The sequence below is a fragment of the Roseivivax halotolerans genome, assembly GCF_900115815.1.
Classification (GTDB): Bacteria; Pseudomonadota; Alphaproteobacteria; order Rhodobacterales; family Rhodobacteraceae; genus Roseivivax; species Roseivivax halotolerans.
In genome coordinates, this window is sequence record NZ_FOXV01000006.1 from 206,624 (window position 1) to 222,133 (window position 15,510).

A 15,510-nucleotide genomic window follows, 5' to 3' on the forward strand; every position below is an offset into this window, starting at 1 on the left:
GAGCGCCCCGGTGTCAATTCCCGAGGTCGTGAAACGAAAACGCCCCGGCGGTGTCCCGCCGGGGCGTCCTGATCCTAAGCGGGACGCGTTACCCGATCGCGACCGCTTTCACGTCGTCGTCGATATAAGGGATGTACTGCTCGAAATTGTCGGCGAACATCGCGACCAGCTTCTCGGCCTGCGCGTCATAGGCGGCCTTGTCGTCCCAAGTGCGGCGCGGGTCGAGCAGAAGCTCGGCAACGCCTTCGACCTTCACCGGAACCTCGAAGCCGAAATTGGGGTCTTTACGGTATTCAGCGGAGGACAAACGCCCCTCGAGCGCTGCCGACAGAAGCGACCGCGTCGCCTTGATCGGCATCCGGCTGCCCTGTCCGTAGGCGCCGCCGGTCCAGCCGGTGTTCACCAGCCAGCATGTCGCACCGTGCTTGGCGACCTTGTCGCGCAGAAGGTTGCCGTAGACTTCCGGCCGGCGCGGCATGAAGGGCGCGCCAAAGCAGGTCGAGAAGGTCGGTTGCGGCTCGGTCACGCCCCGCTCGGTTCCGGCGACCTTCGCGGTGAAGCCCGACAGGAAGTGATACATCGCCTGCGCGGGCGTCAGACGCGCGATCGGGGGCAGGACGCCGAAGGCATCGCAGGTCAGCATGACGATGTTCTTCGGGTGCCCGCCAAGCGCCGTCGACGAGGCGTTCGAGATGTAATCGAGCGGATAAGCACAGCGCATGTTCGCGGTGAGGCTGTCGTCGTCGAAATCGAGCTCGAGCGTCTCGGGATCGAATATCATGTTCTCGATCACAGTGCCGAACTTGGTCGTGGTGGCGTAGATCTCGGGCTCGGCCTCTTCGGAGAGGTTGATGGTCTTGGCGTAGCAGCCGCCCTCGAAATTGAACGTGCCCCGCTCGGACCAGCCATGCTCGTCGTCGCCGATGAGGACCCGGTCGGGATCGGCCGACAGCGTTGTCTTGCCGGTGCCCGACAGGCCGAAGAAGATCGCCGTATCGACCGGGTTACCCTTCGCGTGGTTCGCCGAGCAGTGCATCGGCATCACGCCCTTCTCGGGCAACAGGTAATTGAGCAGGGTGAAGACCGATTTCTTGTTCTCGCCCGCATATTCGGTGTTCGCGATCAGGATCAGCTTGCGGTCGAAATTGAGCGCGATGACTGTCTCGGACCGGCAGTCGTGCTTGGCCGGGTCGGCCTTGAAGCTTGGGCAGTTCACGATGGTGAAATCGGCGGTGAACTCGTCGAGGCTTTCGCGATCGGGGCGGCGCAGCATGTGGCGGATGAACAGACCGTGCCAGGCGAGCTCCGTGACCACGCGCACATTGAGCTGGTGCGTCGGATCGGCTCCGCCGAAAAGATCCTGCACGAAATAGTCTCGGCCCTTCATGTGCTCGAGCATGTCGGCATAGAGCGCATCGAAGCCTTCGGGCGACATCTCGGCGTTGTTTTCCCACCAGATATCGTTCGCGACACTGTCCGTTTTCACGACGTGCTTGTCCTTGGGCGAGCGGCCGGTGAACTTGCCGGTGGTGACAAGAAACGCGCCGCCGCGGCCAAGAGTGCCCTCGCCGCGCCGAAGCGCCGCGTCGATCAGCGCCGGCTCGATCTGGTTGTAGTGAACCTCTCCCAGCCCCTCGATCCCTTGGTCCTCGAGGCGGAAGTTCGGATTGACCCGTCCGGATGTCATTGTTTCGGCTCCTCCGGCCATCTGCGTGGCAAGGCGCGCCAGACAGGCACGCGAACCCGGCGTTTGCGGCCGGGTGACATGGGCATAACACGCGTATTTTGCAGGCCGAAAGGTGCCAAAGTGTCCGTTAGCGCAACCAAATGACCTTTAGCGCAATCATCTTGCGCGGGCGTCCGCCCAACGGGCTACCTGCGTGACCATTAAGCCGCTCGTGAGAAAAATTGCGTTTAAATTGTGACGCTCTGCGAACCGATTCGCAGAATGGAATTGTTCGAGGCGCTCGCGACGCGCATAATGGCGCAAAAAACAATGTGAGCAGTACAAGGATCGCAACGATGAACAAGATCGCTCTTGTCGATGACGACAGGAATATCCTGACGTCCGTGTCCATCACGCTCGAGGCGGAAGGGTTCGAGGTCGAGACCTATAACGACGGGCAGCAGGCGCTCGACGCATTCAACAAGAAGATGCCCGACATGGCGGTCTTCGACATCAAGATGCCCCGCATGGACGGCATGGATCTGTTGCAGCGCGTGCGCCAGAAATCCCGCATGCCGGTCATTTTCCTGACCTCCAAGGACGACGAGATCGACGAGGTGCTGGGACTGCGGATGGGCGCGGACGACTACGTCAAGAAGCCGTTCTCGCAGCGCCTCCTGGTTGAGCGCATCCGCGCGCTGCTGCGCCGCCAGGAAGCGATCGAAAGCAACGTGGTCGGCGAGACCGAGGAAACCAAGCTGATGACGCGCGGCGCCCTGACAATGGACCCGCTGCGGCATTCCGTGACTTGGAAAGGGCAGGACGTTTCGCTTACGGTGACGGAGTTCCTGCTCCTTCAGGCGCTTGCCCAACGCCCCGGCTTCGTGAAGTCGCGCGACCAGCTCATGGATGTGGCCTATGATGACCAGGTCTACGTGGACGACCGCACCATCGACAGCCACATCAAGCGGCTGCGCAAGAAGATGCGCAGCGTGGATGACGAATTCTCCGCTATCGAGACGCTCTACGGTATCGGCTACCGATACAACGAAGAGTAACGGTCATGGCCTTGGCCGAACGTATCCCCATGAATGACGAGTCCTCGCCCGAAAACCGGCGCGACGACGATGTCGTGCTCGGGGATGACTGGGTCGCGCCGGACGCCACCGTCGAGAAGGAATTGCAAGAGAGCCGCGCGCGCCGCGGCCTCTTCGCGCTCAACCGCTCGCCGCTGACGCGCAAGATCATCATCTTCAACCTGATCGCGCTCAATATCCTCGTGGCGGGAATCCTGTTCCTGAACTCGTCCCGCGATACGCTGGCGATCCAGCGCGCCTCGGCGATGGAATCCGAGGTCGAGCTGATCGCGGATGTCTTCGAAGCGCAAATCGCGGGCGATGAAGTGAACCTCGCGACCGATGAGGGCGTGAATGTCGCGGCAACGCTTGAAGGCCTCGATCTGCGCCAGGATGCGCGGCTCTTCGTCTTCGATGACCAGCGCTTCCTCGTCGGGGAGACACGGGGCGCGCTCGCCCTGACCAACGCGCTGGCAACCGATTCCGAGCCCGAAGAACCGACTGTCCTGTCCGATTTCCTAGGCAATCTCTTGCAGACGCTATCGAGCGTGTTCACCATCCTGTCTGGCGATCCCCCGATCACCGAGGAGGACCGTCTGCGGCAACTGATCGAGGCGCAAGGCCAGGCCGGAACCTATGTCGGGCAGGCTGTGAACGACGCCGGCGAGACCGAGTTCACGGCGCTCACGCCGATCCGTTCGGGCGGCGCCGTCGTCGGCACGCTTGGGCTTGTCTCCTCTGCCGAAGAGATCGATACCGCCGTGCGTCTCGAACGCGACCGCGTCCTGCAGATGTTTGTCATCGCGACCGTCGTCTCCATCGCGCTCAGCCTTGTTCTGGCCTCCACCATCGCCAATCCGATTTCCGATCTGGCCGCCGCCGCCGAGATCGGCCGCGACCGCAACAAGCGTTCGAGCCAGCCGGGCCGCATCCGTATCCCCGACCTCACCGCCCGCCCGGACGAGATCGGGCGGCTCTCGGGCGCGCTGCGGGGGATGGTCGGCGCGCTCTACGACCGGATCGACTCCAATGAACAATTCGCCGCCGATGTGGCGCACGAAATCAAGAACCCGCTCGCATCGCTGAGATCGGCGATCGGCTCCCTTCGGATCGTCAAGAAGGAAGAGCATCGCGACAAGCTTCTCGACGTGATCGAACACGATGTGCGCCGCCTCGACCGCCTCGTCTCCGACATCTCCAACGCCTCGCGTCTCGACAGCGAGCTGGTGAAAGAGGAGGAGCAGGAGTTCAACCTGCTCGAGATGCTCGACAACCTGACTCAATATCTGGGTCAGGACGCGCGCAAGAAGGGCATCGAGTTCATCACCGACCTGCCGCTGCGCCCGATCGAGATCAACGGCCTCGAGGCGCGCCTGGCGCAGGTCTTCGTCAACCTCATCACGAACGCGATCTCCTTCTGCGAAGATGGCGACGCGATCCGCGTTTGGGCGCGCAAACGGGATAACCGGGTGCTCGTCGTGGTCGAAGATACCGGCCCCGGCATTCCCGACCAGGCGTTGACCAAGATCTTCAAGCGCTTCTATTCGCAGCGTCCTGAAGGTGATTTCGGCAACAATTCAGGCCTCGGTCTCGCGATCTCCAAGCAGATCGTCGAAGCGCATGGCGGTGTCATCTGGGCCGAGAACATCCGCCCGACCGAGGCCGATATCAGCTCGGAGCCGCTCGGGGCGCGTTTCGTGGTCGGCCTGCCGATCTGAGGTGACGCGCATGCCGGACGAGACGGGCGGCGCAGCGGAAGAGGCCGAGATCCTCCATGCCAGCGCCGTGGCCTTCGAGGGCAAAGCCTGTCTCATCCTCGGCCCCTCGGGCAGCGGCAAGTCGACGCTCGCATTCGAGCTGATCGCGCTTGGCGCGAGCCTCGTCGCCGATGACAGGGTGATCCTGACCGCCACGGCAACCGAACTCGTCGCGTCCTCGCCAGGGCCCATCCTCGGCATGATCGAAGCGCGGGGCGTTGGTCTCCTGGCCTCAGAGCCCGCGCCGCCGACACCGCTCGGCCTCGTGATCGATCTGTCCCGCACGGAAACGGAGCGACTGCCGCCCGAGCGGCACACAACGCTCCTCGGGCGATCCTTGCCCTGTCTTCACAAGGTCGCGTCTCCGGTTTTCGCCGTCGCGATCCGGCAGTATATGCGATTGGGAAGACGTGCATGAGATCCATATGAGCCAGGACAGCACCATACCTCGCGTGATCGTCGTGACCGGGCCTTCGGGCGCCGGGCGGACGACTGCGATCAACGCGCTTGAGGATTTCGGCGTCGAGGCCATCGACAATATCCCGATTTCGCTGATCCCCCGGCTTCTTCAAGCACCGATTGCACCGGGCGGCATCGCGCTCGGTGTGGATGTCCGCAATCGTGATTTCGGCGTGCCGGCGCTTCTGGATCTGATTGCCGCGCTCCGCACCCGCGAGGACATCTCGGTCGAACTTCTGTTTCTCGATTGCGGCAAGGATGCTCTGATCCGCCGGTTCTCCGAGACACGCCGCCGGCATCCGCTCAGCCCCGATACGACGCCCGAGGATGGTATCGCGCGCGAGATCGCGCTGCTGGAGCCGGTTCGCGCAGCGGCGGACAGCCTGATCGACACGACCGCGACATCGCCGCATGATCTCCGCGCGGAGATCGCCCATCGTTTCACCCGGCCCTCGGAGGCGCGGCTGACCGTGTCGCTCCTGTCGTTTTCCTACAAGCGCGGGTTGCCGCAGGGCGCTGACATGATCTTCGATTGCCGCTTTCTCAGGAACCCGCATTGGGACGAAAGCCTGAGGTCACTGACCGGTTTGTCGGGCGACGTGCGTGCCTATATCGCAGAGGATGCTCGGCTCGCGCCCTTCCTTCGCCAGATCACGGAGCTGCTCGAATTCCTGCTTCCGGCACATCGGGAAGAAGGCAAAGCGCATATCACCGTCGGCATCGGGTGTACCGGCGGGCAACACCGCTCGGTCGCCGTGACAGAAAGCGTGGCGGCTGCTCTTGCGGAGACGGGCTGGCAGGTGTCAACTGAACATCGCGAACTTGAGCGGCGGGGGCTTCTCCCGGGGGACGAGCAGTTTGCACACGGCGGAAAGGACGGAAGGCGGCTTTGATCGGGATCGTCATCGTAGCGCATGGCGGATTGGCGCGTGAGTATCTCGCGGCGATCGAACATGTCGTGGGCGCGCAATCCGGTATTCTTGCCATCGCGATCGAGCCGGACCACGACCGCAGCTCCAAGCAATCCGAAATCTGCGCCGCCGCGGACAATGTCGACCAAGGGCAGGGCGTGGTGATCGTCACCGACATGTTCGGCGGCTCCCCCTCGAACCTCTCGCTCCGGGCGTGCCAGCCGGACAATCGCCGCATTCTCTACGGTGCGAACCTGCCGCTGCTCATCAAGCTTGCCAAGTCGCGCCATCTGGCCGTGCCCGATGCCGTCCGCATCGCGCTAGAGGCAGGGCGCAAATACATCGACAGCCAGAATATCGGGCCCAGTGGCGTGATCCCGGCGAAGACGGCGTGACCCGGAGCGAGGCCCTGAAATGAGCGAGAGCGTTCGCCGCGAGTTGAAGATCGTAAACGAAAAGGGCCTGCACGCGCGTGCGTCCGCGAAACTCGTCGAGGTCGTCGAGGGGTTCGAGGCGAGCGCGGAGGTGAGCCGCGAGGGAATGTCCGCCTCGGGGGACAGTATCATGGGGCTCCTGATGCTCGCTGCTGCCAAGGGCTGCACCATCGACGTCGAGACCCGCGGCAGCGATGCCGAAGCGCTCGCCGACGCAATCGAGGCGCTGGTGTCGGACCGGTTCGGCGAGGCCAACTGAGATGCGGCTGGATCCGCTCCAGCCACACGGGCCGCCACGGGATCCCGAAGAAGAACCGGTGCAGGTCGAACCTGTCCAGGCGCCCTACGACAAGCGCAAGCTCAGCTACGCCAATACCTTTGCCAACCCGTCCAAACGGCTCGCCATCCGCACGCTGGAATGGCTGACCGGCAAGCTGACCCTTCTGCGTATGGTCCGGCGGTTCGAGCGGATGGGCCTCGTCGAAGGGCAGGCCTTCTGGGCGCGCGCGCTCAAGATCATGGGGATCGAGCTTGGCACGCCCGATCACGAGATCGCCCGCATCCCGCGCGAGGGGCCCGTCATCATCGTCGCCAACCATCCGCATGGGCTCGTCGATGGCATGGTTCTGGCAGAGCTGATCGGACGCGTCCGCGAAGATTACAAGATCCTCACCCGCTCGCTCCTGACCGGGGTCGAGGAAGTCGGCCGCTTCATGATCCCCGTGCCGTTCCCGCATGAACCCGATGCGCGCCAGCAAAGTCTCAGGATGCGGAACGAAGCGATGGCGCATCTCGAAGCGGGCGGCGTGATTGTGCTTTTCCCGTCGGGCGTCGTCGCGTCTTCGGACACCGCCTTCGGCCCTGCAGAGGAGCGCGACTGGAACCCCTTCACCGCGAAGATGGTCCTGCGGTCCGGGGCGACCGTGGTGCCCATCCGGTTTCCCGGCCAGAATTCCCGCGCCTACCAGATCGCGAACCGGGTTTCGCCGACGCTCAGGCAGGGGCTCTTGATCCACGAGGTCGTGGCTGCCTGCAACAAGCCGCAAGCGCCGATCGTCGGCACGCCGCTAACGCCGCGCGACATCGCGGAACTGGCTCCGGGCGGTCGGGATCTGTCCGCCAGGCTCCGTGCGCTAACGATGGCGCTCAGCCGGTAGGAACGGGCACCATCGTGCCGGTCAAGAGCGCGACATGTGTCTCTTCACCGTCCAAGACCGCAAAGACATCTGCCGCAACCACGATCAGCCGCCGTCCGAAGCGCACCACGCGGCCCCGCGCGACAAGACGCTCGCCGCGCGCAGGCGCGAGAAGATGAATGCGCATCTCGGACGTCACGACCTCCATATCCGCACCAAGAAGGCTGAGCGCCGCATAGCCCGCCGCACTGTCGCCCAGCGAAAAGGTCAGCCCGGCATGCGCGAAGCCGTGCTGCTGCAACACGCCCGGCCCGATCGGCGCGGTAATCTCGACGGCACCATCCGCGACCGAAAGGATCTCGGCCCCGAAGGTCTCCATCAGGCTTTGCCGGGCAAAGCTGTCGTGAATGCGGGTGTCTGTCATGGCTGTATCTGGTCACGCGCCGCACGCGGCGGCAAGACCCTAGCGCGGCATCGGGACGGCAAGAGGCTTCGGCCCGGTCAGGATCGCCTGCGCGCCCGGCTCCATGAGACCCGAAAGAGCGGCGTTCGAGGTCCAGAGGCCACCGGTATAGGCACCGTAGGCCGGCATGATGAGCCGGCACGCATCAACGAGGAAACACGCCCGCGAGATCGATCGTCCGCGCAGCGCAAGCCGCGCCTTGGGATGATAGTGCCCCGAGACCTCGCCAAACCCGTCCCGCGTCGCGATATGCCGGAAGACGAGCGGCCCGCGCCGGGCCTCAGCCGCATGTGTGCCGCCGATCCCGACGGGGCCGGGATCGTGATTGCCCTCGATCCAGAGCCAGCTTCGTCCTGCCTGCATCCGGGTCAGCCAGAGCTCGGCCTCCTCGGGTAGCGTGGCACCGGCCTCCACGCTGTCGAAACTGTCGCCAAGGCAGACAACCTCGCCCGCGCCCGTCGCGTCGAGATCCGCATCGAGCCGCGACAGCGTCTCGACCGTGTCGTAGGGCGGCAGCATCGCACCCCCGTTCGCCACGAGCCGCGCGCATTTGCCGAGATGCAGATCCGAGACCACGAGAAGCCGCTGATCCGGCCAGAAAAGCGCGCCCGAGGGCAGCGCGTGCAACTGCGTTCCGCGAAAGTGGAAAGCGTGGGTGTTCATGGCCTGTTCTTATGCATCGCGCGGCGCGTTACGCAACCCCGTGCGCGCCGCTTGGCATCTTACCAAGGAACCCGCCAGACCGGTTTCGCTGGCGCATCGACCTGCGCGAGCCCGCTCTCGTCCAGAAGGCGCGTGACCTCCTCCTCGATCAGCCGCTCGTCCGCCGATCCCTGGATCGGCACGCGGCCGGGCTCGAGAAACAGCGGCGCGGCGAGGGGCGTCACCCGCTCGAGCCGCAGCAGGTCGATCCGGTTGCCCACCCGCTGGCACATCTCCCGAATGCGCGAGAAATCTACGAGCCCGCGCATCGCCTCGGCGCGCGTGATCTCGAGCATCAAGTGGTTGGGATCGTATTTCACCAGCGTATCGTAGAGGATGTCCGAGGACATCGTCGCCTGCCGCCCGGTCTTGCGCTGCCCGCCCACCTGCCGTTCGATCAGGCCCGCGATCGTGGCCGAGGCGCGGAAGGTCCGCTTCATCACCGCGTTGCCTTGCAGCCAAGTGTCGAGCCCGACTTCGAGCCGCTCGAGATCGAAGAGCGGCCGGGGGTCGCTTACTGCGTCCAGCCCCCAGATCAGCGTCGCGTAATCGGTGGCGACGAAGCCCATCGGCGCGAGCCCTTCCTCTTCCATCCGCTTGGTCAGGAGAAGTCCGAGCGTCTGCATCGCGTTGCGCCCCGCAAAGCCGTAGACGACCAGTTGCTCGCGCCCGTCATGGGGGAAGCTCTCGATCAGGAGCCGTCCGGGCTCGGGCAGACGGGAGACCTCGCGCTGAAGGCTCAGCCATTCGGCGGTATGGCCCGGCAGCTCCGGCCAGCGTTCGTTCTGGAACATCCGCACGATCCGGTCGGAAAGCTGCGTCGAGGTGGCGAACTTGGTGCCCATGAAGGTCGCGATCTTGGGTTTTTGCGCGGCATCCCGGCTGACCTCTACGACCATCTCGCGCAATCCCTCGTAGCGCACGATCTGCCCGCCGATCAGGAAGGTGTCGCCCTTGCTCAGCGTCGCGGCAAAGCCTTCCTCGACCTCGCCGAGCGGTTTGCCGCCGCGGCCGCGCATGCGGACCTTGAGCGTGTCGGTGTCCTGGATGGTGCCGATATTCTGCCGGATGCGCGCTGCCGAGCGCGGATCGCGAAGCTCCCAGAGCCCGTCCTCGCGCTGGCGGATTCGCCGCCACTGGTCGTAGGCCCGAAGCGCGTAGCCGCCCGTCGCGCAGAAATCGAGACAGGCGTCGAACTCGGCGCGCGTCAGTCCGGCATAGGGTCCCGCCGCGTTCATCTCGACATACAGCATATCGGCATCGAACGGTCCCGAGGCGGCGGCGATCAGGATGTGCTGGCAGAGTACGTCGCGCGGGCCCGGCCCGCGCGGCTCCCCGTCGAGATCGCGGTCCCGCACCGCCTCGAGCGCGGCCACGCATTCCACCACCTCGAACCGGTTCGCCGGCACCAGGAGCGCCTTCGATGGCGCGTTGTAGCGGTGGTTGGCTCGCCCGATCCGCTGCACGAGCCGCTTGACGTTCTTCGGCGCGCCGACCTGGATCACCAGGTCCACGTCTCCCCAATCGATGCCGAGATCGAGGCTGCCTGTGCAGACGATGGCCCTGAGATCGCCGCGGACCATCGCCGCTTCCACCCGCTCGCGCTGGACCCGGTCGAGCGAGCCGTGATGGATGCCGATGGGCAGCGCCTCCTCGTTGGCGAGCCAGAGATTGTGAAAGAAGATCTCCGCCTGCGCGCGGGTATTGTGGAAGATGAGCGTCGTGCGGTGCTGCCGGACCGCCTCCAGAACCGCCGGGATCGCGTATTTCGCGCCACCGCCAGACCAGGGCGGGCGCTCTTCGGTCACGAGCATGGAGATGTCCGGCTCGGGGCCGGGATCCGCCTCGACGATCTCGCACGGGTCGGGATGGCGCGCCATCAGTCGCGCGATGGCGTCCGGGTCATCCACCGTCGCCGACAGCCCGACGCGGCGCAGCCCTGGCGCCAGCGTTTGAAGCCTTGCCAGCGCCAGCATGAGCTGATCGCCCCGCTTCGATTCCGCGAGCGCATGAATCTCGTCCACGACGACCCGTTTCAGCCCGGCGAACATCCGGCCCGCATCCTCGTAGGAGGTCAGCAGCGCGAGGCTCTCGGGCGTCGTCAATAGAATATGCGGCGGATCGGCGCGCTGACGCTTCTTGCGGCTCGCAGGCGTATCGCCCGTGCGGTCCTCGACGCGGATCGGCAGACCGGCCTCCGAGATCGGCGTGGACAGGTTGCGCCTTATGTCGGAGGCCAGAGCTTTCAGCGGACTGACATAAAGCGTATGCAGCCCCGGCTCTGGACGCTCCGCAAGCTCGGCAAGGCTCGGCAGGAAGCCTGCCAGCGTCTTGCCGCCGCCCGTTGGCGCGATGAGCAGAAGCGCAGGCGCACCGGCCCGCTCCAGCATGGTCTGCTGATGCGGGTGCAAGTCCCAGCCGCGCGCGTCGAACCAGGTCTTCAGCGCTGCTGGCAGCTCGGTCATGGGAATTGGCGCACCGGAGCCGCGCAGCGCCCGCGCCCCTCTTTGGATTGGCGAAAATACCGTGCGGGGGGTCTGGGGGGCGCAAGGCCCCCCAGCCGTGTCGTCTCAGCCGCCATAGGGATCTTTCGCGCTGCGATCTTCCGAAAGCGTCTGCTGGCGCCGGGAGACGAGCAGTTCGATCGCGTCCGCAAGATGGATCTCGGCGATGCTGTAATCGCCGCGTGCCACGCGCATGCGATGCGCCTCGATCATCACGTCCGCATGGGTGCAGCCGGCGGGCGGCTCGAAGCGGTAGCAGGCCAGTTCGATCAGCAAGCCCAGCGGATCCTTGAAATAGATCGAATCCATGAAGCCACGGTCCTTGGGGCCCGAATGCTTGATCCCGCGCTCATCAAGCCGGGTGACGACCTGGCTCCAGACCGCTTTCGAGACGTTGAAGGCGATGTGATGAACGCAGCCGGGATCCGTCGGCGTCCGGCCATGCACGGGCTTGCGTTTCTCGCTCGTGAAGATGGTGATGAGCCGCCCGTCGCCCGGATCGAAATAGAGATGCCCTTCGTCGGCATCGTCGAGATTGGGCTGATCGAAGATGAAGGGCATTCCGAGTATGCCCTCCCAGAAGTCGATCGAGGTTTGCCGGTCCGCCCCGGTCAACGTGATGTGGTGAACTCCCTGGACCTGTAACTTGCGCATGACGCCCGCCTTCCGATGTGACCCGTTTCCTCTCGCAGGGACATGATAGGGCGCAAGACCCCGCCCGGCGACCGCGTGTTTTTCTCGACAGGCGTGTTTGGCCCGCGCAAGGTGGAAAGGCCCCTCAAGATGGTATGCCAATGTTCCGGCATCTTGCTTTGCCTGTTTGCCTTGCCGCAGCGCTCGGCCTTGCGCCGGACGTGGCGCTGACGGCGGGCTGTGCCGAGGATGCGATGATCGTGCTCGACGGGTCAGGGTCCATGTCGGGCATGGGGTTCGACCGCAGACGCGACGCCAGGATCGTCGAGGCCCGCGCGGCGCTTGGCGAGGTTCTGCCCGGTATCGAGCGGGTGCGCCGTCTTGGCCTCGTGACCTACGGGCCGGGAGAGGGCCGCGTCTGCGAGCGCGTCGATCTTGTCTTCCGGCCTGCGCCCAACGCGGCCGGACCGATCCTCTAGCGGGTGGAGGCGCTCTGGCCCGCGGGCGCAACGCCGCTCACCCGCGCGGTGCGGACGGCGGTGGCGGCTCTGGACGGAGCCGGAGGAACGGTGGTCCTTGTTACCGACGGCAAGGAGACCTGTGGCGGCAACCCCTGCGCGCTTGCGGATCGCCTGGCGCTCATGCGGCCGGGACTGACGGTTCACGTGATCGGCTTCCGCGTCACCGGAGGCAGGCTGTCGCGGGGCGACGAGGTCGACCGCGACTATGGTCGCGCGGTCGCGGATGCGCGCTGTCTGGCCGACCGCACGGGCGGGCGGTACATTGACGCGCAGGATGCCGAGGCCCTGATCGCCGCCCTGCGCGAGACGCTCGGCTGTCTTGCGATCGGAGATGCGACATGGCTGCCGGAACACATTTTCGCACGCTGAGCGTTGCCGCCTGCCTCGCGCTTGCGGGGACGGGTCAGGCAAGCGAGGTCTGCACCGAGGATGCGGTCATCGTCTTCGACGGCTCGGGTTCGATGTCCGAGATGGGGTTCAACAATCTCGGCGAGCCGCGCATCTTCGAGGCCCGCCGCGCCGTTCGGCAGGTCGTGCCCGAGATTGCGCGGATGCGCCGCCTCGGGCTGGTGATCTACGGGCCGGGTGCGCCCGAAACGGATAGCTGCGACACGGTCGACACCCGCTTCGCGCCGCGCTGGGAGGCCGATGGCCTCATCATCTCCGAGATCGAGGCGCTGAGACCGTCTGGCGAGACGCCCATCGCGGATGCTGTCGCCCAGGCCGCCGAGCTGCTGCGTTACCGCGAACGACCCGGAGCGATCGTCCTCGTCACCGACGGCAAGGAGACCTGCGGCGGCGCGCCCTGCCAGCTGGCCGCCGAACTGGCCGCGACGGGAGCCGACCTCACCGTGCATGTCATCGGCTACAAGGTGCGCGGCGATTTCTTCGCCTGGGAAGGCCAGCCCGGCGACTATGCCGATACCGAAAGCACCGCGCGCTGCCTCGCCGATGCGACGGGCGGCGAATATGTCGGTGCGGAAAGCGTGGACGATCTCATCGCGGCGCTTCGGGTCACGCTCGGCTGCAATGTCTATGGCGTGCTCGAGCCTCTGCCCGGCGCGCGCGCAGAATAGAAAAAGCCGTCCCGGATCGCTCCGGAACGGCTTCTGTCTTGCGGATGGCCGCGATCAGTTCGGGATGTCGCCCGTCAGACCCTCGACGTAGAAATCCATGCCGAGCAGCGTCTCATCGGTCGCCGTCTCGCCCTCTTCGAGCCAGACCGAGCCGTCCTGACGATTGATCGGGCCGGTGAAGGGGTGGTATTCGCCGGAGGCCAGCTGCGCCTTCAGCTCCAGCGCTTCGGCCTTCACATCCTCGGGCACCGCGTCCGAAATTTCGCCGATTCCGACCATGCCTTCCTCGATGCCGTGCCAGACATCCTGGCTCTCCCAGGTGCCGTCCATGACCGCCTGCACGCGGTCGATGTAATAGGGCGCCCAGTCGTCGATGATCGAGGAGACGCGCGGCAACGGCGCGAATTCGGACATGTCCGAGGCCTGGCCGAAGGTGATGACGTTACCAGCTTCCTGCGCTGCAGCCTGCGGCGCGGTGGAATCGGTGTGCTGCAGGATCACGTCGGCACCGTTCTCGATGAGCGCGCGGGCGGCATCCGCCTCTTTCGCCGGATCGAACCAGGTATAGGCCCAGACGATGGAGAACTCGACATCGGGGTTCACGCGCTTGGCGTGCAGATAGGCCGAGTTGATGCCCCGGATGACCTCGGGGATCGGGAAGGAGGCGATGTAGCCGATCTTGTTGGTCTCGGTCATCGAGCCCGCGATGTGACCCTGGATCGCACGGCCTTCGTAGAAGCGGGCGGAATAGGTCGAGACGTTGTCGGCGCGCTTGTAGCCGGTCGCGTGCTCGAATTTCACGTCGGGGAATTTCTCGGCGACCGCGATGGTCGGATCCATGTAGCCGAAGGAGGTCGTGAAGATAATGTCGGCCCCGGAAAGGGCCATCTGCGTGATCGCACGCTCGGCATCGGCGCCTTCCGGCACGCTTTCCTGGTAGACGGTCTCGACCGCGTCCCCGAATTCCTCTTCGACGGCAAGGCGTGCCTTGTTGTGTTCGTAGGTCCAGCCGCCATCGCCGATGGGGCCGACATAGATGAAGCCGGCCTTGACCGGATCGTCCTGGGCGAAGGCCGCGCCCGCGGTGAGCGCGAGCGTCGCGGCGCCGGCGAGAAGTGTTCTGCGATACATTATCTTTGGTCTCCCTGTCGTTGGTTGGGTCTTGGCCCCGGCGTCAGGCCGAGGCGTGGAACGGTCGTCCCAGCGATGCGGGCGCGCCATGCGCGCCGCGCGCCGAGATGATCACGAGCACAAGAATGGTTATCAGGTAAGGCGAAGCCGACAAGAGCGCGACAGGCACCGCCGCGCCTGCGGCCTGCAGGTTGAGCTGAAGCACCGTGACCCCGCCGAAAAGGTAGGCGCCGATCGCAACACGCCCCGCGCGCCAGGAGGCGAAGACCACGATGGCAAGTGCGATCCAGCCCGCCCCGGCGGTCATGCCTTCGGTCCATTGCGGCACCCGCACGAGGCTCAGATAGGCCCCGCCGAGCCCGGCGCAGGCTCCGCCGAAGGCAATCGCCACGAGCCGCACGCGCACAACCTTGTAGCCGAGGGCATGGGCCGCGTCATGGCTCTCACCCACGGCGCGCAGGATCAGCCCGGCGCGGGTGAATTTCAGGAAGGCCCAGACCGCGAGCACCAGCAGCAGCGACAAGTAAACCATCGCGTCATGCGAGAAGAGCATCCGCCCGAACACCGGCAGGTCCGACAAGGGACCGAGATCGAGCCGGGGTAGCGTCGGCGATTTCATCCCCTCATAGGGCTTGCCGATCAGCGCCGAGAGGCCCAGCCCGAAAAGTGTCAGGCCAAGGCCCGTCGCCACCTGGTTCGACAGGAAGAGCTGGGTCAGCACCCCGAAGACCAGCGCCAGAAGCGCCGAGGCCAGCGCCGCCGCCATGAAGCCCGGCACGGGCGCGTCCGCGTTGACCGCGACGGCGAAGCCGACAACCGCCCCGGTAATCATCATCCCCTCGACGCCGAGGTTCAGGACGCCCGATTTCTCGACCACCATCTCTCCGATGGCGGCCAGAAGGATTGGCGTCGCCGAAACCATGACGGACGCGATCAGGAGGACGGGGGAGATCGAGCTCAGGTCCATGAGATCCGCCTTTCACATCTGATCCCGTGGCGCACTCCGCTTGGCATTGCGCTCGTGGCTGCCGCGAGTTTCGG

The 15,510-nt window shown here is 65.4% G+C and carries 17 protein-coding genes; 10 read left to right on the forward strand and 7 right to left on the reverse strand.

Annotation, left to right across the window (positions count from 1 at the left end):
* Positions 1 to 88: 88 nt before the first annotated feature.
* Entirely contained in the window at positions 89 to 1,687 is a 1,599-nt protein-coding gene (locus tag BM171_RS10580; RefSeq protein ID WP_093011683.1) for a phosphoenolpyruvate carboxykinase, read from the reverse strand.
* A gap of 335 nt (positions 1,688 to 2,022) precedes the next feature.
* Here BM171_RS10580 and BM171_RS10585 point away from each other — a divergent pair, with 335 nt between their 5' ends.
* Genes BM171_RS10585 through BM171_RS10615 form a run of 7 tightly spaced genes read left to right on the forward strand, consistent with a single transcriptional unit; the run spans position 2,023 to position 7,460 of the window.
* Positions 2,023 to 2,724 carry a response regulator transcription factor gene (locus BM171_RS10585; protein WP_093011686.1) on the forward strand — a complete coding sequence of 234 codons (702 nt, stop codon included), beginning with the start codon at positions 2,023 to 2,025 and terminating at the stop codon, positions 2,722 to 2,724.
* A gap of 5 nt (positions 2,725 to 2,729) precedes the next feature.
* Entirely contained in the window at positions 2,730 to 4,460 is a 1,731-nt protein-coding gene (locus BM171_RS10590) for a sensor histidine kinase (RefSeq protein WP_093011689.1), read from the forward strand.
* Positions 4,461 to 4,470: 10 nt separating this feature from the next.
* Positions 4,471 to 4,917: an HPr kinase/phosphorylase gene (locus BM171_RS10595; protein WP_093011692.1), complete on the forward strand. Its 447-nt coding sequence runs from the start codon at positions 4,471 to 4,473 to the stop codon at positions 4,915 to 4,917.
* A 7-nt stretch (positions 4,918 to 4,924) separates the two neighbouring features.
* Positions 4,925 to 5,851 carry an RNase adapter RapZ gene (rapZ, locus tag BM171_RS10600; protein ID WP_093011695.1) on the forward strand — a complete coding sequence of 309 codons (927 nt, stop codon included), beginning with the start codon at positions 4,925 to 4,927 and terminating at the stop codon, positions 5,849 to 5,851.
* Positions 5,848 to 6,264 (forward strand): PTS sugar transporter subunit IIA, encoded by a 417-nt coding sequence (locus BM171_RS10605; protein WP_093011698.1) that lies wholly within the window; start codon positions 5,848 to 5,850, stop codon positions 6,262 to 6,264. The genes rapZ and BM171_RS10605 overlap by 4 nt, the downstream gene beginning before the upstream one ends.
* A 19-nt stretch (positions 6,265 to 6,283) precedes the next feature.
* Entirely contained in the window at positions 6,284 to 6,562 is a 279-nt protein-coding gene (locus BM171_RS10610) for an HPr family phosphocarrier protein (protein ID WP_093011701.1), read from the forward strand.
* Between the two features lies 1 nt (position 6,563).
* Entirely contained in the window at positions 6,564 to 7,460 is an 897-nt protein-coding gene (locus BM171_RS10615; protein WP_093011704.1) for a lysophospholipid acyltransferase family protein, read from the forward strand.
* Here BM171_RS10615 and BM171_RS10620 read toward each other — a convergent pair.
* The 4 genes from BM171_RS10620 to BM171_RS10635 form a co-directional block, all read right to left on the reverse strand.
* On the reverse strand, positions 7,450 to 7,863 hold the full coding sequence (locus BM171_RS10620) for a PaaI family thioesterase (protein WP_093011706.1): 414 nt from the start codon (positions 7,861 to 7,863) through the stop codon (positions 7,450 to 7,452). The genes BM171_RS10615 and BM171_RS10620 overlap by 11 nt on opposite strands.
* 39 nt (positions 7,864 to 7,902) lie before the next feature.
* The gene (pdeM, locus tag BM171_RS10625) at positions 7,903 to 8,565 is read right to left on the reverse strand and encodes a ligase-associated DNA damage response endonuclease PdeM (RefSeq protein ID WP_093011708.1); all 663 of its coding nucleotides are present in this window, start codon (positions 8,563 to 8,565) and stop codon (positions 7,903 to 7,905) included.
* A 59-nt stretch (positions 8,566 to 8,624) separates the two neighbouring features.
* Entirely contained in the window at positions 8,625 to 11,069 is a 2,445-nt protein-coding gene (locus tag BM171_RS10630; protein ID WP_093011711.1) for a ligase-associated DNA damage response DEXH box helicase, read from the reverse strand.
* 105 nt (positions 11,070 to 11,174) lie between these two features.
* Positions 11,175 to 11,762, reverse strand: a complete 588-nt coding sequence (locus BM171_RS10635; RefSeq protein WP_093011714.1) for a VOC family protein — start codon at positions 11,760 to 11,762, stop codon at positions 11,175 to 11,177.
* A 140-nt stretch (positions 11,763 to 11,902) separates the two neighbouring features.
* On the opposite strand from BM171_RS10635, the gene BM171_RS10640 reads away from it, so the two are divergent.
* The 3 genes from BM171_RS10640 (at position 11,903) to BM171_RS10650 (ending at position 13,338) form a co-directional block, all read left to right on the forward strand.
* On the forward strand, positions 11,903 to 12,220 hold the full coding sequence (locus tag BM171_RS10640; protein ID WP_093011716.1) for a vWA domain-containing protein: 318 nt from the start codon (positions 11,903 to 11,905) through the stop codon (positions 12,218 to 12,220).
* Between the two features lie 90 nt (positions 12,221 to 12,310).
* Entirely contained in the window at positions 12,311 to 12,631 is a 321-nt protein-coding gene (locus BM171_RS10645) for a vWA domain-containing protein (RefSeq protein WP_139218693.1), read from the forward strand.
* The gene (locus tag BM171_RS10650; protein ID WP_093011721.1) at positions 12,601 to 13,338 is read left to right on the forward strand and encodes a vWA domain-containing protein; all 738 of its coding nucleotides are present in this window, start codon (positions 12,601 to 12,603) and stop codon (positions 13,336 to 13,338) included. The genes BM171_RS10645 and BM171_RS10650 overlap by 31 nt, the downstream gene beginning before the upstream one ends.
* A 54-nt stretch (positions 13,339 to 13,392) precedes the next feature.
* On the opposite strand, the gene BM171_RS10655 is transcribed toward BM171_RS10650, so the two are convergent.
* A complete protein-coding gene (locus BM171_RS10655; protein ID WP_093011724.1) occupies positions 13,393 to 14,469 on the reverse strand; it encodes a BMP family ABC transporter substrate-binding protein in 1,077 nt (358 codons plus the stop codon).
* A gap of 43 nt (positions 14,470 to 14,512) precedes the next feature.
* Positions 14,513 to 15,436, reverse strand: coding sequence for an ABC transporter permease (locus BM171_RS10660; protein WP_175497536.1), 924 nt, complete (start codon positions 15,434 to 15,436; stop codon positions 14,513 to 14,515).
* Between the last annotated feature and the right edge of the window lie 74 nt (positions 15,437 to 15,510).